Genomic DNA, 21,658 nt, shown 5'->3' with positions numbered 1-21,658 from the left:
TTCAGGCCTCTTCGCGAGCAGGCTCGCTCCCACATTTTGAAATGCATTCCCCTGTGGGAGCGAGCTTGCTCGCGAAGGCGGCATCGCGGCCACCACAAGAATTACCGGCGTTCCTGATTCCTCGGCCAACTCAGGCTAAAACAAGCCCCGCCCAGACTCTTGCTCTTGCCAATGATCGCCCGGCCGTCATGCCAGTGAATGATCCGCCGCACAATCGACAGCCCCAAACCATGCCCGCCCGACGCCCGCGTACGGCTGTCATCGAGACGTAGAAACGGCGTGAAAATCCGCTCCCACGCGACCTCCGGTACACCCGGGCCGTCATCCTCGACGTCGACGCGACAGCGCAATTGCCCGACCTGATAACTCACCGTCACGTTCGAACGTGCATGGCGCATCGCGTTGCTTACCAGATTCTGCAGCGCTCGATGCAGATAACGTGGCTCAGCTTCCACCCAGGCATCATCGTTATCAGCAGCAGACAGGCACAATCCCCGCTGCACGGTGACCTCGGCGCGTAACGGCGCCAGCTCTTCAATCACCTGATTGACCAGCGCATCCAGATCGATGCGCTGGAAGGTCAGCGCCGGCGAGCCCTGCTCCAGCCGAGCATAGGTGAGCATCTCATCGACCAGCTTATCGAGGTCTTCGATGTCGTGATCCATGCCTTCGCGGTACTTCTCCAGTGCTTGCGGCGTGGTCGCCGAGCCGATCATTTCCAGACCGAAACGCAGGCGCGCCACCGGCGTGCGCAATTCATGGGACACCGCGCGCACCAGTTCGCGCTGAATCGCCAGCAACTGTTGCAAGTGCTCGGCCATGCCGTTGAACGCCGACGCCAGACGCCCCACCGAGTCGGCACCGCGCGCCGGCACACGGGTTTCCAGGCTGCCCTTGGCAATCCGCGTGGCCGCCGCTTCAAGGCCGCGCAAACGGCGTTCGAGCTGACGCACCAACAGATAAACGATGAGACCGATCAGGCTCAGACCAAGTGCCGCAATCAGCACCAGCCATTCCGGCGGGTACGGGTTCATCTGATACAGCGGGCCGATCTCCAGCACCCACGGCGTGCCGACCATGCCGGCAAACACGCGAATCGAATCGCCGCCCTTGCCCAGCGCCATCACCGTGTCGCCTTCGGCCACGCGGCGGCTCTGGTCTTCGTCCATGTCGGCGTCATTCACCGTGACCAGGCGCAGATCGAAACCGAAACCCTTCTCTTCCTTTATCTGCGCGAGACGTTTGGGCTGCTCGCCAACCGGCACGCGCACCAGTTCATCGGCGAGCAGGTAAATGGTCGCGCGGGCCAGTTGCTCGCTGATTTGCTGCACTTCCCCCACCAGCACCAACTGTTCTTTGTCGCTGACCATTCGATAGACCTTCGCCGCGTGCGGTCCGGTCTGCTCGACCAGCGCCTGACCACGCTGCACGCGGGTGCGCTGGGTCAGATCAAGGTCGGTTTCGGCAAATTTCTTCAGCGCCAGCGGAATCCCCAGTAAACGCTCCCACACCAGCAGCGCACGATGGCGCTCGGTTTCGTTCATCGGCTGCAGGTTGCCGGCCATCAGCGAGAACGTGCCGTGGGCCAGACGTTCGCGGTATTGCTCGCTGCGCACCTGATTGAGCAGGTTCAGCGCCAGCACGCCGAGCACCGCCACCAGAATGATCGCTGCGCACATGCCGCCGTAGATGCGCAGGAAGATCGAGTTCACAGCGGCAGATCTACGCAGGCTTCAGGGACGAACAGGTAGCCTTTGCTACGAATGGTCTTGATCAGGCGTGGATGGTCGGGGTCATCACCGATTTTCGGGCGAATGCGCGAAATGCGCACATCAATCGAGCGGTCCTGACCGTCGTAGCCGATGCCGCGCAGGGCGGTGAAGATTTCTTCGCGGGACAGAATGCGCCCGGCGTTTGACACCAGTAGCCATAACAGATCGAACTCGGCGCTGGTCAGTTCGATGCCATTGTCACTCAGCCACGCCTCGCGCAAGGCGTCGTCGACCACCAACGGACCAAATTGCAGACGACGGGATTTTTCGGCGACCGGTTCAGGTGTGTCGCTACGTCGCAGCAACGCTTGAATGCGCGCCAGCAACAGACGCGGGCGCACCGGTTTGCACACGTAATCGTCGGCACCGAGGTCGAGCCCCTGGATCTGATCGGCATCGTCGGTGCGCGCGGTGAGCATCAGAATCGGCCCATCGAAATGATTGCGCACCTTACGGCAAATGCTCAGGCCATCTTCGCCGGGCAGCATCAGGTCAAGGATCACCAGATCCGGCTGCTCCTTGATGATCCGTGCCGCCGCCAGCGCACCGTTGCCTTCGATGTCCACGCGCAGTCCATTGGCTTGCAGGTAATCGCGCGTCAGTTCGGCCAGTCGCTGGTCATCCTCGACGATCAATACCTGCCAGGCTTGTTGCTCCACCGGTGACCTCTGCTTTCTATTGTTATTGATAAAAGGAAGGCGATTGCCCAGACACACAATCCCCTGTAGGAGCTGTCGAGTGAAACGAGGCTGCGATCTTTTGATCTTGCTTTTCAAGATCAGGATCAAAAGATCGCAGCCTTCGGCAGCTCCTACAGGGGTACGCGATATTTAGCGTGATTCTCCCGTCCTTTTGTCATGTTTCAGGAGGATAAGAATGTCTGTGCATGGGCCGATTGTATAAACGGCGTACAGCCAGAACACAAGTCGGTAAATGCGTTCGGAGACGGCAGTTTTTTGTGATAGGGTTCGCGCCCTTAAAAATCCGCTGAAGCGTTTTTCCCGAGGATAAAACGGTGACAAACGGTCTAGCTCAGCAGGTCCGCGGCCTACACGGGAATTCCTTGTTTCTTACACAATTTACGCACAGGTTTATCCACAGGTAGTACGTTGCAACACCCCTCAAAACGCATTATCTTGTAGCACGGCGCGGAGAGAGACCCTACATATGGGGTTTTCCGCTCAAACGCCCAACCACATTTAGGGCCTGAAACTCAAGTGCTTTATTGCCAGTTTCCGGTTGAACCAAGCAAGTTTTTCAAAGCCCAAACCGCACTTGCGGATGGCACCGTTTTTTAGGTCCGAAATGACCGGAACGGTACGGGTGTTGCAGTCATTACTGTCACCCTGGAAGGTGTTTGGCTCGAGCCTTGGCTCGGCGCCGAAAACTTCGGCAAGGATGCGGCGCTACAAGCCTTTTTCCTACTGTCCCGAAGTTGTTACGCCGACGCTTGTCGGTTGCAGTGCTTCGGTACAGAACGGTGAGCACCATGACGGTGCCAAACAAACATAGAGAATGTGGAGACCACCCCCCATGCAAACCGACACAACTCGCGAGAACCCGCAGGGCACCTTGCCGCAGGCCGCTGATTCGAATTCGGATCTGGCAGCCACCGCGCCTGGTCAACTGCGCGTGATCAAGCGCAATGGCACTGTCGTTCCTTACACCGATGACAAGATCACCGTCGCTATCACCAAAGCGTTCCTCGCAGTTGAAGGCGGCACCGCTGCCGCTTCGTCGCGAATCCACGACACTGTTGCGCGCCTGACCGAACAGGTCACCGCGACCTTCAAGCGTCGCATGCCGTCGGGTGGCACCATCCACATCGAAGAAATCCAGGACCAGGTCGAACTGGCCCTGATGCGTGCCGGTGAGCAGAAAGTCGCGCGCGACTACGTGATCTACCGTGACGGTCGTTCGAAAGAGCGCGCTGCCCACGCCCCGGCCGAAGAAGCGGTCAACGCTCACCCGTCGATCCGTATCACCCGTGCTGACGGCAGCCTGGCGCCGCTGGACATGGGTCGCCTGAACACCATCGTCACCGAAGCCTGCGAAGGCCTGGAAGAAGTCGACGGCGACCTGATCCAGCGCGAAACCCTGAAAAACCTCTACGACGGCGTGGCCCTGACCGACGTCAACACTGCCCTGGTGATGACCGCTCGTACGCTGGTTGAGCGTGAGCCGAACTACTCGTTCGTGACCGCCCGCCTGCTGATGGACACCCTGCGTGCCGAAGGCCTGGGTTTCCTCGGTGTGGCCGAAAGCGCTACTCACCACGAAATGGTCGACCTGTACGCCAAGGCATTGCCGGCCTACATCGCCAAAGGTATCGAGTTCGAACTGCTGAACCCTGTGCTGGCCACCTTCGACCTGGAAAAACTGGGCAAGGCGATAAACCACGAGCGCGATCAGCAATTCACCTACCTGGGCCTGCAAACCCTGTACGACCGTTACTTCATCCACAAGGATGGTATTCGTTTCGAACTGCCGCAGATCTTCTTCATGCGCGTGGCCATGGGCCTGGCGATCGAAGAGAAGCAGAAAGAAGACCGTGCGATCGAGTTCTACAACCTGCTGTCGTCCTTCGACTACATGTCGTCGACCCCGACCCTGTTCAACGCCGGTACCCTGCGTCCACAGCTGTCGAGCTGCTACCTGACCACCGTGCCGGATGACCTGTCGGGCATCTACCACGCGATCCACGACAACGCCATGTTGTCGAAATTCGCTGGCGGTCTGGGCAACGACTGGACGCCGGTGCGTGCACTGGGTTCGTACATCAAAGGCACCAACGGCAAGTCGCAAGGCGTGGTTCCGTTCCTCAAAGTGGTGAACGACACCGCGGTAGCCGTTAACCAGGGTGGCAAGCGCAAAGGCGCTGTCTGTGCCTACCTGGAAACCTGGCACATGGACATCGAAGAGTTCATCGAACTGCGCAAGAACACCGGTGATGATCGTCGTCGTACCCACGACATGAACACAGCCAACTGGATCCCTGACCTGTTCATGAAGCGTGTCTTCGACGACGGCAAGTGGACCCTGTTCTCGCCATCCGAAGTGCCGGATCTGCACGACCTGACCGGTAAAGCCTTCGAAGAGCGCTACGAGTACTACGAAGCCCTGACCGAATACCCAGGCAAGGTCAAACTGTTCAAGACCATCCAGGCCAAAGACCTGTGGCGCAAAATGCTCTCCATGCTGTTTGAAACCGGCCACCCTTGGCTGACCTTCAAAGACCCGTGCAACCTGCGCAGCCCGCAGCAGCACGTCGGCGTGGTTCACAGCTCGAACCTGTGCACCGAGATCACCTTGAACACCAACAAGGACGAGATCGCCGTTTGCAACCTGGGCTCGATCAACCTGCCGAACCACATCGTCAACGGCAAGCTGGACACCGCCAAGCTGGAACGCACCGTGAACACCGCCGTGCGCATGCTCGATAACGTTATCGACATCAACTACTACTCGGTGCCACAAGCGAAGAACTCCAACTTCAAGCACCGTCCGGTCGGTCTGGGCATCATGGGCTTCCAGGACGCTTTGTACCTGCAGCACATTCCTTACGGTTCCGACGCTGCCGTCGAGTTCGCCGACAAGTCGATGGAAGCCGTCAGCTACTACGCGATCCAGGCGTCCTGCGACCTGGCTGACGAGCGCGGCGCGTACGAGACGTTCCAGGGTTCGCTGTGGTCCAAAGGCATCCTGCCGCTGGATTCGCAACAGATCCTGATCGAGCAACGTGGCCAGAAGTACATCGATGTCGACCTGAACGAAACCCTTGACTGGGCACCGGTTCGCGCCCGTGTTCAGAAAGGTATTCGTAACTCCAACATCATGGCCATCGCACCGACCGCGACCATCGCCAACATCACCGGCGTATCGCAGTCGATCGAACCGACCTACCAGAACCTGTATGTGAAATCGAACCTGTCGGGCGAATTCACCGTGATCAACCCGTACCTGGTTCGCGACCTCAAGGCTCGCGGTCTGTGGGACTCGGTCATGATCAACGACCTGAAGTACTACGACGGTTCGGTTCAGCAGATCGAGCGCATCCCGCAAGAACTCAAAGAGCTCTACGCGACCGCGTTCGAAGTGGACACCAAGTGGATCGTTGACGCCGCCAGCCGTCGTCAGAAGTGGATCGACCAGGCCCAGTCGCTGAACCTGTACATCGCCGGCGCATCGGGCAAGAAGCTCGACGTGACCTACCGCATGGCCTGGTACCGTGGTCTGAAAACCACTTACTACCTCCGCGCCCTGGCCGCGACCAGCACCGAGAAGTCGACCATCAACACCGGCAAGCTGAACGCTGTTTCCAGCGGTGGCAACCACGGCGACGATTCGGTTCTGGCGGCTCCTGCCGGTCCTGCTCCAGTGCCAAAGGCTTGCGCCATCGACGAGCCGGATTGCGAAGCTTGCCAATAAGCTGAGCTGAATCAGGCGTTGCGAGACGCCTGATACTCTCCTGGCAAAAGAACCCCCCGACAGACTTCTGGTTTGTCGGGGGTTTTCTTTTGGGGCAACATCAAAAGCCCCTCACCCTGGCCCTCTCCCGGAGGGAGAGGGAACTGACTGCGTGGATGTGAGAGATACGGCGACGCTGAATACCGAGTCGTATGCGATTTCAAAGCCAACACAAATCGGCCCCCTCTCCCTCGGGAGAGGGCTGGGCGGGCGGCGTTCCGATGAGGGGTAGCTACACCACAAATCCCAAGGTGCAGCGAAGCAAACCGTAGACGCTGCGCCCGGATCAGTCCCGGAGCGAACCCACAGGCCGCCAAGGCCAAAAAAAAAGCCCCTCAAAACGAGGGGCCCAAAAAACTACCACAAACCGCAATCAGGTCATCTGAATAATGGTCTGCATAATCGTGCTCTGAGTGGAGATGGTCTTGGCGTTCGCCTGATAGTTGCTCTGGCCCTTGATCAGGTCTACCAGTTCGTTAGTCAGGTTAACGTTGGACTCTTCCAGAGAGTTCGAAGCAATCGAACCCAAAGTACCGGTTTCCGGTGCGTCGTAGCCCGGGATACCCGAAGCAAAAGTCTCTTTCCAGCTGGTGCCACCGATAGCCTGCAGGCCTTGTTCGTTGGTGAAGCTGGCGAGCGCAACCTGGCCGATGGCCTTGCTCTGGTTGTTGCTGAAGTTGGCGAACAGCGTACCGGTGCCGTCGATGGTCAGGTTGGTGATCTGGCCAGTGGCGTAACCGTCCTGAGTCGGAATCGAACGCGCGGTGTCAGCGTTGTACTGAGTGGTCTTGGCCATCGAAATGGTAATACCGGCCGGGTTGGCAGCCGCACCGTTAGGCGTAAAGGTACCGTTGGTCACAGTGCCCGGCTTCCAGGTCGTCAGCTTCAAGTCGCTGCTGATGATCGGGTTCGGCGCCGGAGCTGGTAATGTGCTAGGCGTGCTGACCTGCAACAGGTTGCCAGAACTGTCGAAGGTGAGTGTCGAAGCAACCGGAGGCGTAAGCGGATCGTTTGGATTGCTACCGGTCGCATCCGGGTTTCGGCCATCAACCAGAGTGTAGACCTTCCAGGTGTTTTCGCCGGTCTTCACCATATACTGATCCATGACGTGAGAGTTGCCCTGCGTGTCATAGATCGGCGTGCTGAACGACTTGGTGTAAGTCTCGAGTTTGGTCGGATCAAACTTGCCGGCCGCCACTGTGTCGTTGATCACCGGCGCAGTCGAGTTCAAGTTGATGCTCGACGTCACCAACGAAGTCGATTTCGGCGCCAGGTTCGAAGTGTCGATTTTCAGATCGGTCAACACGCCGTTGATGATCTTGCCGTTGGCGTCCACACCGTAACCCTGCAGGCGCGAGGTGTAGTCGGTGTTGGTGATGTAACCGGCGTTGTCGACCTTGAACGTACCGGCACGGGTGTAGGACACCGAGCCGTTGTTGCTCATGGTGAAGAAGCCCGAACCGTTGATGCCCATGTCCAGCACGTTACCGGTGTTGTTGATGTCACCCTGGGTGAACTGCTGGGAAACGTTGGCCAGGCGCACGCCGTTGCCGATCACTTTGCTGCCGCTGCCCAGGCGAGTGGCCGAGTAGACGTCTTCGAATTCTGCACGGGACGATTTGAAACCGGCGGTCGCGACGTTGGCGATGTTGTTGCCGGTCACGTCCAGTTGTTTGTTGGCTGCATAGAGACCGCTAAGGCCGATATTGAAAGACATATTCCACTCCTTTGTGCCGGTTAGTCGGCTCTATATACCAATGGTTTGTACTTTGGACAGGGCAACGGTGCCCTTGCCGGACAGGTTGAGCATCAGCTCGCCGCCGGTCTGGCTGATCGTCACGCTGGTGACGGTAGCCGGCAGGTAGGTCGCCATATCGGTCGAGGTGCCATTGATCGATGCGTTGGCTTTGACGGTATAGGTGCCAGTAGCCACCAGATTGCCGTCCTTGTCCTTGCCGTCCCAAGTAAAGCTTGCGTTGCCTGCAGCGCGGCTGCCCAGATCGATGGTGCGAACCACCGCGCCGCTGCTGTCGGTGATGCTCACGGTGCCGCCGGCAATCGACGACGGAACGGTGACCGAACCGGTCATGCCTTTGCTTGGATCGTCGAGCTGAACCGAGTTGGTCTGCACGATCACATTGCGGCCCACCAGCGACGACGCCTGCAAGGCTTGCGAGGAGTTGTAGTTGCCGGCCAGCGAACTGACTGTGCTGTTCAGCGTGGTGATGCCTTCCAGGCTACTGAACTGTGCCAACTGGGCAACGAATGCGCTGTTGTCCTGCGGATCGAGCGGGTTCTGGTTTTTCAGCTGGGTGACCAGCAATTGCAGGAACGCGTCCTTGCCCAGGGCCTGGCCGCCGGTGGCGCTGTTAGTGGCCGAAGCAATGCCACCGGCGGTCGAACTGGTCTTTTTCGACGAGTTCGACAGGATGTCATTCATGCTCAAGCTGCTGGTGGTATCGGAAACACTCATGGCAGTCGCCCCTTATTACTGACCGAGGGTCAGTACCTTCTGCATCATGGTTTTGGCGGTGTTCATCATTTCGGCGTTGGTCTGGAAGGACCGGCTCGCGGAAATCATGTCAGCCATTTCTTCCACCACGTTGACGTTCGGGTAGTAGACGTAGCCTTTGGCATCGGCCGCCGGATGGTTCGGCTCGTAGCGCGCTTCGAGGTTGCTCTGGTCTTCGACCACGCCGAGCACCTGCACGCCTTGACCGGCGGCGTCCTGGCTCTGGAACAGCGAATTGCTGCCGCTGTTCTGGCCGCCCTGGAACATGGTGGCGAATACCGGGTGACGGGCGCGATAGGTCTGGTCGATGCTCGAGGAGACGGTTTCGGCGTTGGCGATGTTCGACGCCACGGTGTTCAGACGCGTGGTCTGTGCGCTCATGCCGCTGCCGGCAATGTTGAAAACGCTGGACAGGGACATGAATTACTCTCCGCGCAGGGCTGACACCAGCCCTTTGAATTTGCTGTTGAGCAGGGTGAAGCTGGCCTGGAAGCCGACGGCGTTTTCCGCGTAGTTCGACTGTTCCAGCTGGGCGTCCACGGTGTTCTGGTCGATCGAAGGTTGCATCGGCGTGCGATACATCAGCGATTCGTCGCCGTTGCCCAGACCTTCAGCTTCGATGTGACGGCTGTTGGTCATGTTCAGGGCGATGGTGCCGTTCGCGTTTTTCTGGGTCTGTGCTTCAAGCACTTTGGAGAAATCCAGATCCCGAGCCTTGTAGTTCGGGGTATCGGCGTTGGCGATGTTGTTGGCCAGCACTTCGGCACGCTGGGCGCGGAAGCCCAATGCCTTTTCGTGAATGCCGAGCGCTTTATCGAAGCTGATGCTCATGTCGGGAACCTTCAGGTGACCGGTTTTTCGTAACTGAGCTTTAGCAAGCGCCGTGCCAAACTATAAAACCCCCATAAACCGCGGCTTTGCGGGGAGTCGGCAACGCGGCAATGCCAGAAAAGCGGCAACCGGTTTCCGCCGGATGCCGCTTTTCTGCCGCTTGCCGTCCATCTCATACGCACCACGGCCCCCTGTAGGAGTGAGCCTGCTCGCGATAGCGGTGTGTCACGCACCGATGATGTTGAATGGGCTACCGCTATCGCGAGCAGGCTCACTCCTACAGGGGTTTTGTGGTGTCAGGGAGAAATTCCGCAGGCACAAAAAAACGGCAGGCCTTTGCGGTCCTGCCGTTTTTTGTGTTGCCGATGTAATCATTTCGCCTGGTAAATGATCCCCGGGCTGCACTGCACCATCTGGTAATGGTCCGGCAAACCGTTCAGCGCTTCGGAAGCGCCAAGGAACAGATAACCGCCCGGCTTCAACGTGCTGTGAATGCGCAACAGGATGTCCTTCTTCACTTCGGCAGAGAAGTAGATCAACACGTTGCGGCAGAACACGATGTCGAACTTGCCCAGCGCGGCGTAGCTGTCGAGCAGGTTGAACGAGCGAAACTCCACGCGGTTCTTGATCGGCGCCTTGATCACCCAGCGCCCCGGCCCTTTCGGGTCGAAGTAACGCTGCAGACGCTCCGGCGACAAACCGCGACCGATCGCCAAGCTGTCGTATTCGCCCGTCTTGCAGTTGTTCAGCATAAGGCCGGAAAGATCAGTGGCAACGATCTGCACACCCATCTTCAACTGGCCCAGGTTGCTGCGCTCGAACTCGTCGATCGACATCGACAGCGAGTACGGCTCCTGGCCCGACGAGCAGGCGGCCGACCAGATCCGTAGACGCTGGTTGGGGCTGGCCTTGATCGCTTCAGGCAGCACCTTGTTCTTCAAGACTTCAAACGGATAGGTGTCACGAAACCACAGGGTTTCGTTGGTCGTCATGGCATCGACCACCTGCTCGCGCAAACCGCTGCGCGGCTGGGTCTGGATGCGCTGAACCAGCTCACCCAGGGACTTGATGCCTTGCTGCTCCATCAGTTTGTTGAGACGGCTCGAGACCAGGTACTGCTTGTTTTCACCGAGCAAAATGCCACAGGCTTTTTCCAGGAAGACCCGGAACTGTTCGAAATCCAAATTACCCGTAGACAATGATGCCGCCTCTTAAATCGTGTTGACCGCCAGGAGCAAAGCGCTCCTAGCTGATATCTGCTGCTTTGATCCGGTCGACTACCCGGGATGCCAGGTCATCAGGACGGAATTTGGCCAAGAAGTCATCAGCACCGACTTTCTTGACCATCGCCTGATTGAATACCCCCGACAACGAAGTATGCAGGATGATATGAAGCTTTTGCATGCGTGCGTCGCCGCGGATTTCCGCCGTCAGGGTGTACCCGTCCATCTCCGGCATCTCGATGTCGGAAATCATCATCAGGAACTCTTCTTCCGGCTTCTTGCCCTCATCGACCAGCTTGCGCAGGTAATCCAGTGCTTGCTTGCCGTCGTTCAGCGCCACCACTTCGACACCGATCGTTTGCAGACAACGCGTGACCTGCTTGCGCGCCACCGATGAGTCATCGACCGTCAAGACACGCAACGACAGTGCCTTGGTCTGGGTCTCGACATCGACCACGCCCACCGAAATCGCTTCCGGTGTCGGCGCAACTTCCGCCAGCACTTTCTCGACGTCGATGATTTCGACTAACTGATTGTCCACCCGAGTCACAGCGGTCAGGTAATGATCGCGGCCCGTGCCCTTGGGTGGTGGATGAATCTCTTCCCAGTTCATGTTGACGATGCGCTCCACCGAGCGGACCAGGAAACCCTGGGTCTTGGTGTTGTACTCCGTGATGATCACGAACGGGTTGTTCTTGTCTTTCAACGCTCCGGAACCGGTGGCCATTGCCAGATCAAGGATCGGAATGGTCGCCCCCCGGATATTTGCCACCCCGCACACGACAGGACTGGACTTGGGCATCAACGTCAGCGACGGGCACTGCAACACTTCCCGCACCTTGAACACGTTGATTCCATAAAGCTGCTGACCGTCAAGACGGAACAACAACAGCTCCAGGCGATTCTGCCCTACCAGTTGCGTGCGCTGGTTCACCGAATCCATTACACCAGCCATGCCCAGACTCCTACACCAACGCCAAGTGTTGTTGCGACGCACATTCATTGCTAAACGGCACGGCGCTTGCTTTTTAACTCGTATGAACGCTCAAACGACATTTTTCCGACACCTGACCTCCCGCGCTCGCAAAAGCCTTTGCGCGATGTCAGCCGTCTGCTGCTTTTTCGCTGGCAACCCTGCCATTGCTGATGCGGTTACCTTGCCTGACATGCTTATCGGCGTCACTCAGGGCTTTCTTGAGTTCACCGTAGAAGACTATCTGGCTACCAGTCAAACGGAAGGCCGCTACGAAATCGAAGTTAACCAGCTCGACCCCCGTATGCGCATGCCTATGTGCGACAAGGAATTGACAGCGACTTTGGAGAGCCCGGCACGTCCGTTGGGCCGGGTTACCGTGAAGGTGCGCTGTGAAGGCGCCTCGCCCTGGACCGTGTTCGTGCCCGCTCAAGTCCGCCTGTTTCGCGAGATTGTGACCACCACCCGACCGCTGAAACGTGCAGGGATTATCGAACCGCAGGACGTGACCCTGCGTGAGCGCGACGTGAGTACGATCAACCAAGGCTTTCTGACCTCGGTAGACGAAGCGATCGGGCAGAAATTAACCCGACCAACGGTAGCCGATCAGGTCATTACCCTGGTTCATCTGGAACAGGCCGAAGTCATTCGCAAGGGCGATCAAGTGGTCATCACTGCGCGCAGCGGCACGCTCGCCGTGCGCATGCCAGGTGAAGCGCTGGCCAATGGCGGTTTGAAAGAACAGATACGCGTGAAAAACCTCAACTCGCAACGGGTCATCAAGGCGCAAGTCACCGCGCCCGGCCAAGTGGAAGTCGCGATGTAGAAAACTGGCGCTGCCCCCGGCTGTTCCCTAAACTGTGCCGCAGCAGGACACGCGCCGGCGCATGCAAGGCTCATTGTAAATGTGCCTAAAGTTTTCCAGGGGATGGCCGAAAACATGGCAAGCGTCCAAATTCCCAGAGGTTTTTATCATGGTCATCGATTTCAGCCGTTTGAACAGCTCCTCGTCACTTACGGGCAGTACACGTACCAGCAACGCCAAGGAAACCGCCGAAACCGGCACCTCCGCGCCGCTGAATACCCAGGCCGAACCGGCCAGTACCGCAAAAAGCGGGGAATCGGTACACCTCAGCAATGAGGCTCAACAGTTGCAGAAGGTCACTGACAAGCTGCGCGATCAGCCTGCTGTCGACAAAGCCCGTGTGGCCGAGTTGAAAGCCGCGATTGCCGATGGCAGCTATAAAGTCGACAGCAACCGTGTAGCCAGCAAACTGCTCAACTTCGAAGCCCAGCGCTAGGCCTTTGCCGGCGCGAGGCTTTTGGACGCTTAACACCCAAGGCCAGCCATGCACGACACTAATTTATTGCAACTGATCAACGACGACTTTGCTCCAGCTCAACAATTGCTGGAGTTGCTGCAAACCGAATCTCTCGCGTTGCACGGTCGCGACATGCCCCTGCTGGAAGAAATTCTGGCGCATAAACAGGCATTGATCATTTTGCTTGAACAGCATGGCCGCAAACGCAGCGAAATCCTCGCCAGCCTCAACTTGTCGACAGACCGCAGCGGTCTGGAGCAGCTGGCTGGCAAGTCGAGCATTGGCGACCAGTTGTTGACGCAAGGCGATGCATTGACCGATCTGATCGCTCAATGCCAGGCCGCCAACGTCAAGAACGGCCAGTCGATCCAGATCCAGCAGGCCGCCACGGCCAATCAACTGAAGATCCTTACCGGTGGTGAAGCGCCAGCGCTTTATAACGCCAGCGGTACATTTGCCAAACCCGCCGTACCGCGTCCGCTCAGCCAGGCATGAGCCGTTGATGCGCCAGCTCTATCAACCCGCGGAACATGCTGGCAAAATGCTGGCTAGTCGTCATATTTTGTCTGGAGATTGATAAACCGTGTCCAACGCCCTCAGCGCGGATGATGCTCCGCAGCCCCCTAAGGTGCTCACCACGCCACTGGAAATCTCCAGCAACCTGCGCCAGCTGCAAGAAAGCCACGATCCGCTGATCATCACTTTTCACGAGCGCAGCCAGCGCTTCCAGAGCTACCTGATCAAAGTCGACCGCGACAGCGCCTCGATCGCGCTGGATGAGATGATCCCGCGTGATGGCGAACGCTTCCTGCTGGCCGGCGAGCCGTTCAAGGTCGAAGGTTTTCATGACGGTGTGCGCATTGCCTGGGAATGCACCGGCACGCTGAACATCGAAGAATCCGAAGGTGATCGTTTCTACACCGGCGAACTGCCGACTGAAGTGGTTTACCACCAGCGCCGCAATGCCTTCCGCGCCGCGCTGAAACTGACTGATCTGGTCAGCGTTGAACTGGGCGGCGAAAAACTCAAGGCGCCGATCAACGGCAAACTGCTGGATATCTCCGCGACCGGTTGCAAGCTGCGCTTCGAAGGCGATATCACTGATCGTCTGCAATTGGGCCAGGTTTATGACCGCTTGATCGCCCCGCCGCTGTTCGGCAACCAGCCGATCTCCGTCGAACTGCGCTATCTGCACTTCGAAGAAAAACTCAACATCACCTTCGCCGGCCTGCGCTTCCACAACATCAGTGGTCAGGCAGCGCGCAACGTTGAGCGCTTCGTGTATCAGTTGCAGCGTGAAGCACGCCGTTTCGATAAAGACGATATGTGATTCGTCCGGCTAATAAAAAGGGCAGTCCTTGAGGGGACTGCCCTTTTTTATGCGCGGTGGTTTTTGTTCAGTTCAGGGTCTGCCGCCACTGAGATCGGGCGCGGGCTTGTCGGTGTCGGTGTCGGTATCCGGTTCGACCGCTGCCGCAGGCGCTGGCTGACTATCAGGTTCAGGCTCGGGATTTGCCGGGGCCTGCCCAGGATCCTGGACCATCTGCTCCTGGACCACCTGCTCGTCTACCCGAGGGTCGAGGGCGGCCACGAGCGGCGAGCTGGACATGCTGTCGGGCATGGCCACGTGATGCAGCGGCGCATCGTCGACCTGATGTAGATTGGTCACGGCTTTCGGCCGGATCCGCCACACCAGCACCAGCGCGAAGAAGCTGAAGAACGCATACAGACTCTGACTGCCAAACAGCTTCATCAGCACACCCGCGAGCAGCGGCCCAATGCTCGCGCCGACCCCGTAAGTCACCAACAGCATGGCGGTCAGCGACACACGGCGATCACCTTCCACATGGTCATTGGAGAATGCCACCGCCAGCGGGTACAGACAGAACTGCACCAGTGAACACAGGAAACCAACCCCGAACAACACTTCCAGCGGAACCTGCGGCAGCACCGCCAATGGTAACGCCGCCACCGCCAGGAACCCGGCAAAACAGCGAATCAGCAGCGCCCGGTCGTAACGATCGGACAACCAGCCCAGCGGCCACTGCACCAGCAAACCGGCGAAGATGCAGCTCCCCATGAACAGACCGACCTGCTCGGTCGACAGCCCTTGTTGCGAGGCATACAACGGCGCCAGACCATAGAACGAACCGATGATCAGACCGGCACCGAGCACCGTACTCAGCGACTGCGGCACCCGTTTGATGAAGAAGCGCGGCTCCATCGGCGCCGGATGCAGTGGCGCCGGGTGAATGCGCCGGGTCAACGTCACGGGCACCAGGCACAGGGCAAAACACAGGGCAACCAGCATCAGCAGTTCCAGACCCAGCCCGGGGTGCATGACCAGAATCAATTGACCCAGCACCAGGCCAAGGTATGACGCGATCATGTAACCGCTGAATACCAGACCTCGCTGATTGGCGTCCGCCTGTTCGTTGAGCCAGCTCTCGATCACCATGTATTGGCACATCATGCCCAGACCGACGATGGTCCGCAGCACCAGCCATGCCGGCAGCCAATCGACCAGACCATGGCCAAGCACTGCCGCCCCGACAATCCCGGCACAGGCAGAATAAGCACGAATATGCCCGACCCGGGCAATCAGTCGGTGACCGATCTTGCCGCCCAACACCAAGCCGAAATAGTTGGCGGCCATCAGCGCACCGACCCAGAGGCCGTCGACGTTGTCAGCGGCCAGACGCAAGGCCAGATAAGTGGATAGAAGGCCCGAGCCGATCAACATCATCAGCGAGGCGAAATACAGCGCTCGAAAGGATTTCCAGATTTGGCGCATCGGCGTTCCGAGCGGCTCCTTGCAGTAAATATCGGGCTACCAAAACGATAGCCCGGTGGCGACAGTTCGTCAGGCCTGGGCTGCTAGAACACGCCGTTCCCAGGGAGTGATTTCATCAAAGAAGCTGGTCAACTCCATGGTCTTCGAAGCGATGTAGCCTTCGATGAACTCCTGCCCGAACAGTTCCCTCGCCAACTGGCTACGCTTCAGACGTTCGAGCGCGGCGTGCAAGGTACACGGCAGCGAGAGGTTGTCCGGCACCTCGAACTCGCCCTGAATCGCCTCGCTCGGCTCCAGCTCATGCTCGATACCATGCAAACCGGCAGCCAGACTGGCAGCGATCGCCAGATACGGATTGGCATCGGCGCCCGGCAAACGATTTTCCACCCGACGAGCCACCGGCGAACTGGCCGGAATTCGCAGCCCGGCGGCACGGTTGTCGTGGGACCAGCACGCATTGTTCGGCGATGCATAGGGATGGCACAGGCGCTGATAGGAATTCACATTGGGTGCAAACAGTGCGGTGAAATCAGCCATGCCCGCCTGCTGACCACCGATGAAATGGCGGAACATCGCCGTCGGCTGACCGCTTTCGTCGCTGAAGACATTCTTGCCACTGCCGATGTCGACGATGCTCTGGTGAATGTGCATCGAACTGCCCGGCGTGTGTGCCAGCGGTTTAGCCATGCACACCACGGTCAGGCCATGCTTGAGCGCGACTTCCTTGAGCAGGTGTTTGAACAGGAACGTCTGGTCGGCGAGCAACAGCGGATCGCCGTGCAGCAGATTGATCTCGAACTGGCTGACACCCATCTCGTGCATGAAGGTATCGCGCGGCAGACCGAGGGCCGCCATGCATTTATAGACTTCGTTGAAGAAAGGTCGCAGACCGTTATTGGAGCTGATGCTGAACGCCGACTGGCCATCTTCGCGACGACCGTCGAGACCGACGGGAGGTCGGAACGGTTGGGTCGGATCGGTGTTCGGCGCGAAGACAAAGAATTCCAGTTCGGTCGCCACCACCGGCGCCAAGCCGCGCGCGGCATAACGGGCAATGACTTTTTTCAACTGGCCACGGGTCGACAGATTGGAGCTTTCGCCGGTCAGTTCATCGGCGTCGCAAATGGCCAGGGCACGCGCGTCGTTGCTCCACGGCAGGCGATGGATCTGGGTCGGTTCGGCGACCAGCGCCAGGTCTCCGTCATCGCCGCCATAAAACCGCGCGGCCGGGTAACCGCCCATGATGCATTGCAGCAGCACACCCCGCGCCAACTGCAAACGCCGTCCTTCGAGGAAACCCTCGGACGTCATCACTTTGCCCCGCGGTACGCCGTTCAAATCCGGCGTGACACATTCAATCTCATCAATGCCCGTCAATCGCTGCGCGAGTGAACGCTGGCCATCGGTTGTCATGACGCAATCCTTGTTATTGTGCGAGCCGCGAACGGCGACCCGTACAAAATAGGCTTCGGCTGTTCGGAATATCAAGCAGCGTCAAACAAAAAACCAGACAACGGGGATGTGCGTTCAGGGTAGGTAGAGGTTGAAGACGCCGCCGCCCAATGGCCCGCCATTGCGGATTTCGGTGCGACCTTCAACACCGTTACGCTGATGCAGCGCCGCGATGCGATTGGCGAAATACAAACCGAGCCCGGTGCTGCCACTGCTGTGGTTGATGCCCTGCACGTAATCGGCCTGGCGCTCGAGCATCTCGGCCGGGTAACCGTCGCCGTCGTCGTTGATGCTCAGCACCAATTGCCCGGCTTCGTCACTGACGGTGATCAGCAATGATTCGCGGGCATAACGAATCGCATTGTTGATGCAGTTACCGAGCACTGAGGCAATCAATTCACGGTCGAAGAAACCCAACGGACTCAGCGGATCGACCTCGTAGGTGGCGATGATCCCGCGACTGGCAAACACCTCTTGATGCGCCGCCAGTTGCGCCTCGATAAAGTCATCAAGTTCGTGATACGCCGGTTGCAGCGGCATCTGGTTGACGCCGAGCTTGTACAGCCCGAGCAACTGCACCAGCATGCCATTGAGGTGGGCGAACTCGAAGTCGATGACGCCCCGCTCCGAACCTTCGCGCTGCGCTTGCGGCAAGCGCGCCAGCCATTGGCTATGGGCCTGCATGAGCATGGCCAGCGAGTTCTTCATGTCGTGGACGGTGGAGGCGATCACCGTAGAAAAATCCAGCGCCTGCTTGTCGTTGCTCATTCGCCAAACGCCTTGCTTTTCAGCTTCTGATAACGCGCATGACGCGCGTCGGTGTCGGGCATCAGGCCAACCATTTTCAGGCAGGCCCGACATTCTTCCAGCTCCGCCGACGGCACACTGGTGTCAGTGCCGTGGAGCAGCGACTGGGCCATGTTCAGCGCGATACTGATGTTCTTCGGTTGCATCTTCAGCGCCTTGCGGAAGACCTCGCGGGCCTCCACCAGGTTGCCGGTCTTGTACACGCGCACGCCCTGACGGTTGAGATCGGCAGCGGCGTTGCTGGAGCTGAGGATAGTCGGGTCGTCGGTGAGCTTGGCGATGTCTTTCATCACCGCCGGATCATCACCGTAGATTTCCGCGCAGCTCTTGAGCATCGAGGTGCCCGCCTCGGCCTGCCCGAGCATCTGCAACTGCTTGGCGACCAACAGCGCCGCTTCCGGACTCATGAACTGTTCCATGCCGTCGAGGCGCATCAGCGCTTGTTCGGTGAGCTTGTCGGCAGTTTCGGCATCATTGAGCAGAAGACTGGTGGCTTTCATCAGACGTGCACGAATCTGCAGGCCGGGGTCGGTCGGGTTTTCTTTGGCCACCGCGCTGAGGGTGGTGTTGATTTCCAGCCGCGTGCGCGTGTCGAGACCGCGTTCGCTGCCCTTGCTGATCAGCGCGTGGGCCAGCCCGAGGTTGCTTTCCGGGTCCTTGAAGCGCGACTGTGCACCTTGCGACACCGCTTGGCGGTAAGCACGCGAGGCGGTGTCGAAATCTTCGTTGGCCATCGCCAGTTTGCCAAGCAAGGCCTGTCGGCGCACCGCCAGCGGCGAAAGACGAATGGCCTCTTCGAGCACCTGTTGCGCGCCTTTGGTATCGCCCTCCGATACCAGCACATCGGCCATACCGTCGTACAGCGACGGCATCATCGGGAACACCTTCAGCGCTTTCTCATAGACGCCTTTGGCCTGTGCAACCTGACCACGCTTGAAGAGCAACTTGCCCAATCCGGCAAATGCCCATGGCAACGGCCGGTCGGCAATGATGCTGTCGTAGAGGCGTTCCAGCGCTTCGTTCTGATTCATGTCGCGCAGCGCATCAGCGCGGTAGCGCAGGCACAGCGGCGAATAGCGAATGTCCTGCTTGCACAGGGCGATGCAAGCGTTGAGCACCTCGACCGGTTTGCCACGGTCGAGGGCCTGCAGAATCGGTTTGAGCAACGTCTTGCGCTGCTCCAGACGTTCCAGGCGCTGGGCCAGACCGGAACGGTTGAACGGCTTGGTCAGGTACGCATCCGGCTCATGCTCTAGGGCACTGAGCACCATCGCCTGACTGGTCTCGGCGGTGACCATGACAAACACTGCTTCATGGCTGATGAGCTTTTCCAGCATCAGGTCTTCGAGAACCTGCTGGCCGTTCTTCTTGCCGTCACCGAGGTGAAAATCCTGCAGGATGAAATCGTAGGACTTCTGTGCGCACATCTTCAGCGCCTGCTCACCGGTGTCGGCCGTATCGACATCCTTGACCCCAAGCTCACGCAGCATCGAACGCACGGAACTGCGGAAATCCGAGAAATCATCGACGATCAGAAAACTCTTTTGGTGATACGACAGCATCGAAGACTTCCAGGCAATTGAAGTGAGGGCAATTTCAGGCGCGCAAATGATAGCTGGCGGCCAAATGCCATCAAGCGATTTCGCGCGACTTTTAAGTCACCGAATGGGTTATCGGCCAGAAGTGCTGTTCCCTGAAGCCGGCGCTTCAAGATTCCTTGCCTAGCGATTACCCTGCGCGCCGGCATAACTTCCCACTACAAGGTTTACATCGTGCACATCAAAGGACGCTGCATCACGTCTGTCTGCGCGTTGCTGTTTATACAGCAGGCAACGGCGGCTGGAATGGATTGTACAAAAGCGGCGAATGCCGTCGAAAACACTGTTTGCGCGAACAAGTCGCTGTATGAACTGGATGCGCAGATGGGCGTGGTTTATCGGGATTTATTCAAAGCCTCTGCTTGCGCACAAGCTGAACTCAAGCGCACTCAACGGCTGTGGCTGTAAACCCGCAATGAATGCGCCGAAGATATTTCGTGCCTGAGTCAGCAGTATCGCGAGCGCCTGCAAGCGCTGCACGCGCAGTGGCAGGCGGCGGTTGCCTATCAACCGGATGACCTCGATAAACAGGCGCTGGACGATCTGCAAAAGCGCATTCAAGCCGCCAGTAAAGATGATCCAGAGTTCGCGCTGGATCGAGCGCTCGCCGCGCTCGCCGTCAAAACAACTGCCGGCGGTTTTGACGGTGAAGCAAGTGAAGAGGATTCGTCGATAACGCACTTTCCGACAGCGCAGCCCAAAGGCGTTAGCGCCAATGAATGGCGAGCGCTCACCGCTTCCCTGATCTCTGACGCTGCCGAAACCGGCCTGAGTTCTTACACCTTGCGGGATCTGGATGGCGACGGGCAACGCGATCTGATTGTAAATACTTACGCCGGGGGTACCGGCCTGTTCACCTACGTGGAAACCTGGCGTCGCGACGGAGAACGGTTCGTTAAACGTTCTGTTGAGCCTGAAAGTTCGCTGTTCTACACCAACGATCGCGGAGCCAATCAGTCAGTGGATTGGATAAACCTGCATGGCAAAACTTATGCGGCTTATCGAAACAGCGAGTACGGCGTTGATCGTGTCTACTTGCTGAACCCGCTGAAAATCAACGTTCAGGTGCCTACGGTGACGATCCGTTATCGCTATGACCTCGACGTGCCCATTCTTCAACACAAAGATGACGGCAACAGCACGTTTGAACTCGAACCCGATCTGCACCGAGCGCTCAATCTGGCAGTGGCGAAGGTAAATGAAACCGCCGTTATCCCTTCAAAAGAACCGCTCTGCCCTATTCCGGCTACCGGTGCCGTGGAAAACGATTACTACAGCTTTGGTCCGGCGCATTACAGCATTGAAAAAGTCGCCGACCTGCCGGTCTTCATTGGCAATGATTGTTACATCGGCGCCTTGATCGACTGGTTCGGCAGTTACCGCGAAAAGTATGGTTTGTTCGCGCAACTGGCATTGCGTAAACCGGACAGCGATGACGGCAGCCGTATATACGAAGTCTACGGTCGCCGACACATAACCGACGTCAGCACTTCAATGGGTGAAGTTGAGCTGAACGAAGGTTAGCCGCGCATCCTGTCTGATGTTGAAAATCAATGGTGCAGTCGCGGCTCGCCGTGGCAATTCGTCGGCTGACGTGAATGCAAAAAGCCCCGTCGCAATTTCCATTGCGACGGGGCTTTGAATTTGAACTGGATAGTCTTCCCATGCTTTATCCCGGAATTACTTTTCTGCGGGCAAAACAAAACCCCAACTGCTTTCGCAATTGGGGTTTTGGAATTTAATCTTGACGATGACCTACTCTCACATGGGGAAACCCCACACTACCATCGGCGATGCATCGTTTCACTGCTGAGTTCGGGATGGGATCAGGTGGTTCCAACGCTCTATGGTCGTCAAGAAATTCGGGTACTGAGTCGTGACCAGAGGGCCTCGCTTCAGCAAATTGG

Annotated in this window: 19 protein-coding genes and 1 rRNA gene; 6 read left to right on the top strand and 14 right to left on the bottom strand. The window is 58.2% G+C overall.

Going from position 1 to position 21,658, the window contains the following annotated elements:
• Positions 1-101 precede the first annotated feature (101 nt).
• Both ACI514_RS03005 and ACI514_RS03000 read right to left on the bottom strand, forming a co-directional pair.
• The gene (locus ACI514_RS03005) at positions 102-1,712 is read right to left on the bottom strand and encodes an ATP-binding protein (RefSeq protein ID WP_077574134.1); all 1,611 of its coding nucleotides are present in this window, start codon (positions 1,710-1,712) and stop codon (positions 102-104) included.
• Entirely contained in the window at positions 1,709-2,431 is a 723-nt protein-coding gene (locus tag ACI514_RS03000; RefSeq protein WP_160059074.1) for a response regulator, read from the bottom strand. The genes ACI514_RS03005 and ACI514_RS03000 overlap by 4 nt, the downstream gene beginning before the upstream one ends.
• 874 nt (positions 2,432-3,305) lie before the next feature.
• Here ACI514_RS03000 and ACI514_RS02995 point away from each other — a divergent pair.
• On the top strand, positions 3,306-6,200 hold the full coding sequence (locus ACI514_RS02995) for a ribonucleoside-diphosphate reductase subunit alpha (RefSeq protein ID WP_405123062.1): 2,895 nt from the start codon (positions 3,306-3,308) through the stop codon (positions 6,198-6,200).
• 412 nt (positions 6,201-6,612) lie between these two features.
• Here the strand turns inward: ACI514_RS02995 and flgE are convergent, their stop codons facing one another.
• The 6 genes from flgE to ACI514_RS02965 all read right to left on the bottom strand — a co-directional run bounded on the left by flgE (position 6,613) and on the right by ACI514_RS02965 (position 11,760).
• Positions 6,613-7,956, bottom strand: a complete 1,344-nt coding sequence (gene flgE, locus ACI514_RS02990) for a flagellar hook protein FlgE (protein ID WP_160059076.1) — start codon at positions 7,954-7,956, stop codon at positions 6,613-6,615.
• 30 nt (positions 7,957-7,986) lie between these two features.
• Positions 7,987-8,712: a flagellar hook assembly protein FlgD gene (gene flgD, locus ACI514_RS02985; protein ID WP_405123061.1), complete on the bottom strand. Its 726-nt coding sequence runs from the start codon at positions 8,710-8,712 to the stop codon at positions 7,987-7,989.
• Between the two features lie 15 nt (positions 8,713-8,727).
• On the bottom strand, positions 8,728-9,171 hold the full coding sequence (gene flgC / locus ACI514_RS02980) for a flagellar basal body rod protein FlgC (RefSeq protein ID WP_003227217.1): 444 nt from the start codon (positions 9,169-9,171) through the stop codon (positions 8,728-8,730).
• Positions 9,172-9,174: 3 nt separating this feature from the next.
• Positions 9,175-9,582: a flagellar basal body rod protein FlgB gene (gene flgB, locus ACI514_RS02975; protein WP_007917581.1), complete on the bottom strand. Its 408-nt coding sequence runs from the start codon at positions 9,580-9,582 to the stop codon at positions 9,175-9,177.
• Positions 9,583-9,953: 371 nt separating this feature from the next.
• Complete coding sequence (gene cheR, locus ACI514_RS02970) at positions 9,954-10,781, bottom strand: protein-glutamate O-methyltransferase CheR (protein ID WP_160059078.1); 828 nt, start codon at positions 10,779-10,781, stop codon at positions 9,954-9,956.
• Positions 10,782-10,827: 46 nt separating this feature from the next.
• Positions 10,828-11,760: a chemotaxis protein CheV gene (locus tag ACI514_RS02965; protein ID WP_007917585.1), complete on the bottom strand. Its 933-nt coding sequence runs from the start codon at positions 11,758-11,760 to the stop codon at positions 10,828-10,830.
• Between the two features lie 82 nt (positions 11,761-11,842).
• On the opposite strand from ACI514_RS02965, the gene flgA reads away from it, so the two are divergent.
• The 4 genes from flgA (at position 11,843) to ACI514_RS02945 (ending at position 14,430) form a co-directional block, all read left to right on the top strand.
• Complete coding sequence (gene flgA, locus ACI514_RS02960) at positions 11,843-12,604, top strand: flagellar basal body P-ring formation chaperone FlgA (RefSeq protein ID WP_160060128.1); 762 nt, start codon at positions 11,843-11,845, stop codon at positions 12,602-12,604.
• 148 nt (positions 12,605-12,752) lie between these two features.
• Entirely contained in the window at positions 12,753-13,079 is a 327-nt protein-coding gene (gene flgM, locus ACI514_RS02955; RefSeq protein WP_077574151.1) for a flagellar biosynthesis anti-sigma factor FlgM, read from the top strand.
• A 48-nt stretch (positions 13,080-13,127) separates the two neighbouring features.
• A complete protein-coding gene (locus ACI514_RS02950) occupies positions 13,128-13,595 on the top strand; it encodes a flagella synthesis protein FlgN (RefSeq protein ID WP_160059079.1) in 468 nt (155 codons plus the stop codon).
• An 88-nt stretch (positions 13,596-13,683) separates the two neighbouring features.
• Positions 13,684-14,430, top strand: a complete 747-nt coding sequence (locus ACI514_RS02945) for a flagellar brake protein (protein WP_405123060.1) — start codon at positions 13,684-13,686, stop codon at positions 14,428-14,430.
• 72 nt (positions 14,431-14,502) lie between these two features.
• Here the strand turns inward: ACI514_RS02945 and ACI514_RS02940 are convergent, their stop codons facing one another.
• From ACI514_RS02940 to ACI514_RS02920, 5 genes are all read right to left on the bottom strand, one after another.
• Positions 14,503-15,894, bottom strand: a complete 1,392-nt coding sequence (locus tag ACI514_RS02940; protein WP_405123059.1) for an MFS transporter — start codon at positions 15,892-15,894, stop codon at positions 14,503-14,505.
• Between the two features lie 69 nt (positions 15,895-15,963).
• On the bottom strand, positions 15,964-17,205 hold the full coding sequence (locus tag ACI514_RS02935; protein WP_405124191.1) for a glutamine synthetase family protein: 1,242 nt from the start codon (positions 17,203-17,205) through the stop codon (positions 15,964-15,966).
• Positions 17,206-17,421: 216 nt separating this feature from the next.
• Positions 17,422-18,114: a sensor histidine kinase KdpD gene (locus ACI514_RS02930; RefSeq protein WP_160059082.1), complete on the bottom strand. Its 693-nt coding sequence runs from the start codon at positions 18,112-18,114 to the stop codon at positions 17,422-17,424.
• On the bottom strand, positions 18,111-19,715 hold the full coding sequence (locus ACI514_RS02925) for a tetratricopeptide repeat-containing response regulator (RefSeq protein WP_077574157.1): 1,605 nt from the start codon (positions 19,713-19,715) through the stop codon (positions 18,111-18,113). Before ACI514_RS02925 ends, ACI514_RS02930 begins: the two co-directional genes overlap by 4 nt.
• A gap of 381 nt (positions 19,716-20,096) precedes the next feature.
• Positions 20,097-20,561 (bottom strand): hypothetical protein, encoded by a 465-nt coding sequence (locus ACI514_RS02920; RefSeq protein WP_405123058.1) that lies wholly within the window; start codon positions 20,559-20,561, stop codon positions 20,097-20,099.
• A gap of 150 nt (positions 20,562-20,711) precedes the next feature.
• Between ACI514_RS02920 and ACI514_RS02915 the strand changes: the two genes are divergently transcribed.
• Positions 20,712-21,275, top strand: a complete 564-nt coding sequence (locus tag ACI514_RS02915; protein WP_405123057.1) for a hypothetical protein — start codon at positions 20,712-20,714, stop codon at positions 21,273-21,275.
• A gap of 218 nt (positions 21,276-21,493) precedes the next feature.
• Here the strand turns inward: ACI514_RS02915 and rrf are convergent.
• Positions 21,494-21,609 (bottom strand): 5S ribosomal RNA (gene rrf, locus ACI514_RS02910).
• Between the last annotated feature and the right edge of the window lie 49 nt (positions 21,610-21,658).

The organism is Pseudomonas sp. M20 (assembly GCF_045037865.1).
GTDB lineage: Bacteria > Pseudomonadota > Gammaproteobacteria > Pseudomonadales > Pseudomonadaceae > Aquipseudomonas.
This window is presented reverse-complemented; position numbering and strand designations above follow the sequence as displayed.

Bases quoted from the DNA above. Each gene is read 5' to 3' on its own strand.
- flgM (WP_077574151.1), top strand. From the start codon at position 12,753: ATGGTCATCGATTTCAGCCGTTTGAACAGCTCCTCGTCACTTACGGGC.
- flgE (WP_160059076.1), bottom strand. From the start codon at position 7,956: ATGTCTTTCAATATCGGCCTTAGCGGTCTCTATGCAGCCAACAAACAA.
- ACI514_RS02925 (WP_077574157.1), bottom strand. From the start codon at position 19,715: ATGCTGTCGTATCACCAAAAGAGTTTTCTGATCGTCGATGATTTCTCG.
- ACI514_RS02995 (WP_405123062.1), top strand. From the start codon at position 3,306: ATGCAAACCGACACAACTCGCGAGAACCCGCAGGGCACCTTGCCGCAG.
- ACI514_RS02930 (WP_160059082.1), bottom strand. From the start codon at position 18,114: ATGAGCAACGACAAGCAGGCGCTGGATTTTTCTACGGTGATCGCCTCC.
- flgB (WP_007917581.1), bottom strand. From the start codon at position 9,582: ATGAGCATCAGCTTCGATAAAGCGCTCGGCATTCACGAAAAGGCATTG.
- ACI514_RS02965 (WP_007917585.1), bottom strand. From the start codon at position 11,760: ATGGCTGGTGTAATGGATTCGGTGAACCAGCGCACGCAACTGGTAGGG.
- flgA (WP_160060128.1), top strand. From the start codon at position 11,843: ATGAACGCTCAAACGACATTTTTCCGACACCTGACCTCCCGCGCTCGC.
- ACI514_RS02935 (WP_405124191.1), bottom strand. From the start codon at position 17,205: ATGACGTCCGAGGGTTTCCTCGAAGGACGGCGTTTGCAGTTGGCGCGG.
- flgC (WP_003227217.1), bottom strand. From the start codon at position 9,171: ATGTCCCTGTCCAGCGTTTTCAACATTGCCGGCAGCGGCATGAGCGCA.
- flgD (WP_405123061.1), bottom strand. From the start codon at position 8,712: ATGAGTGTTTCCGATACCACCAGCAGCTTGAGCATGAATGACATCCTG.
- ACI514_RS02940 (WP_405123059.1), bottom strand. From the start codon at position 15,894: ATGCGCCAAATCTGGAAATCCTTTCGAGCGCTGTATTTCGCCTCGCTG.
- ACI514_RS02950 (WP_160059079.1), top strand. From the start codon at position 13,128: ATGCACGACACTAATTTATTGCAACTGATCAACGACGACTTTGCTCCA.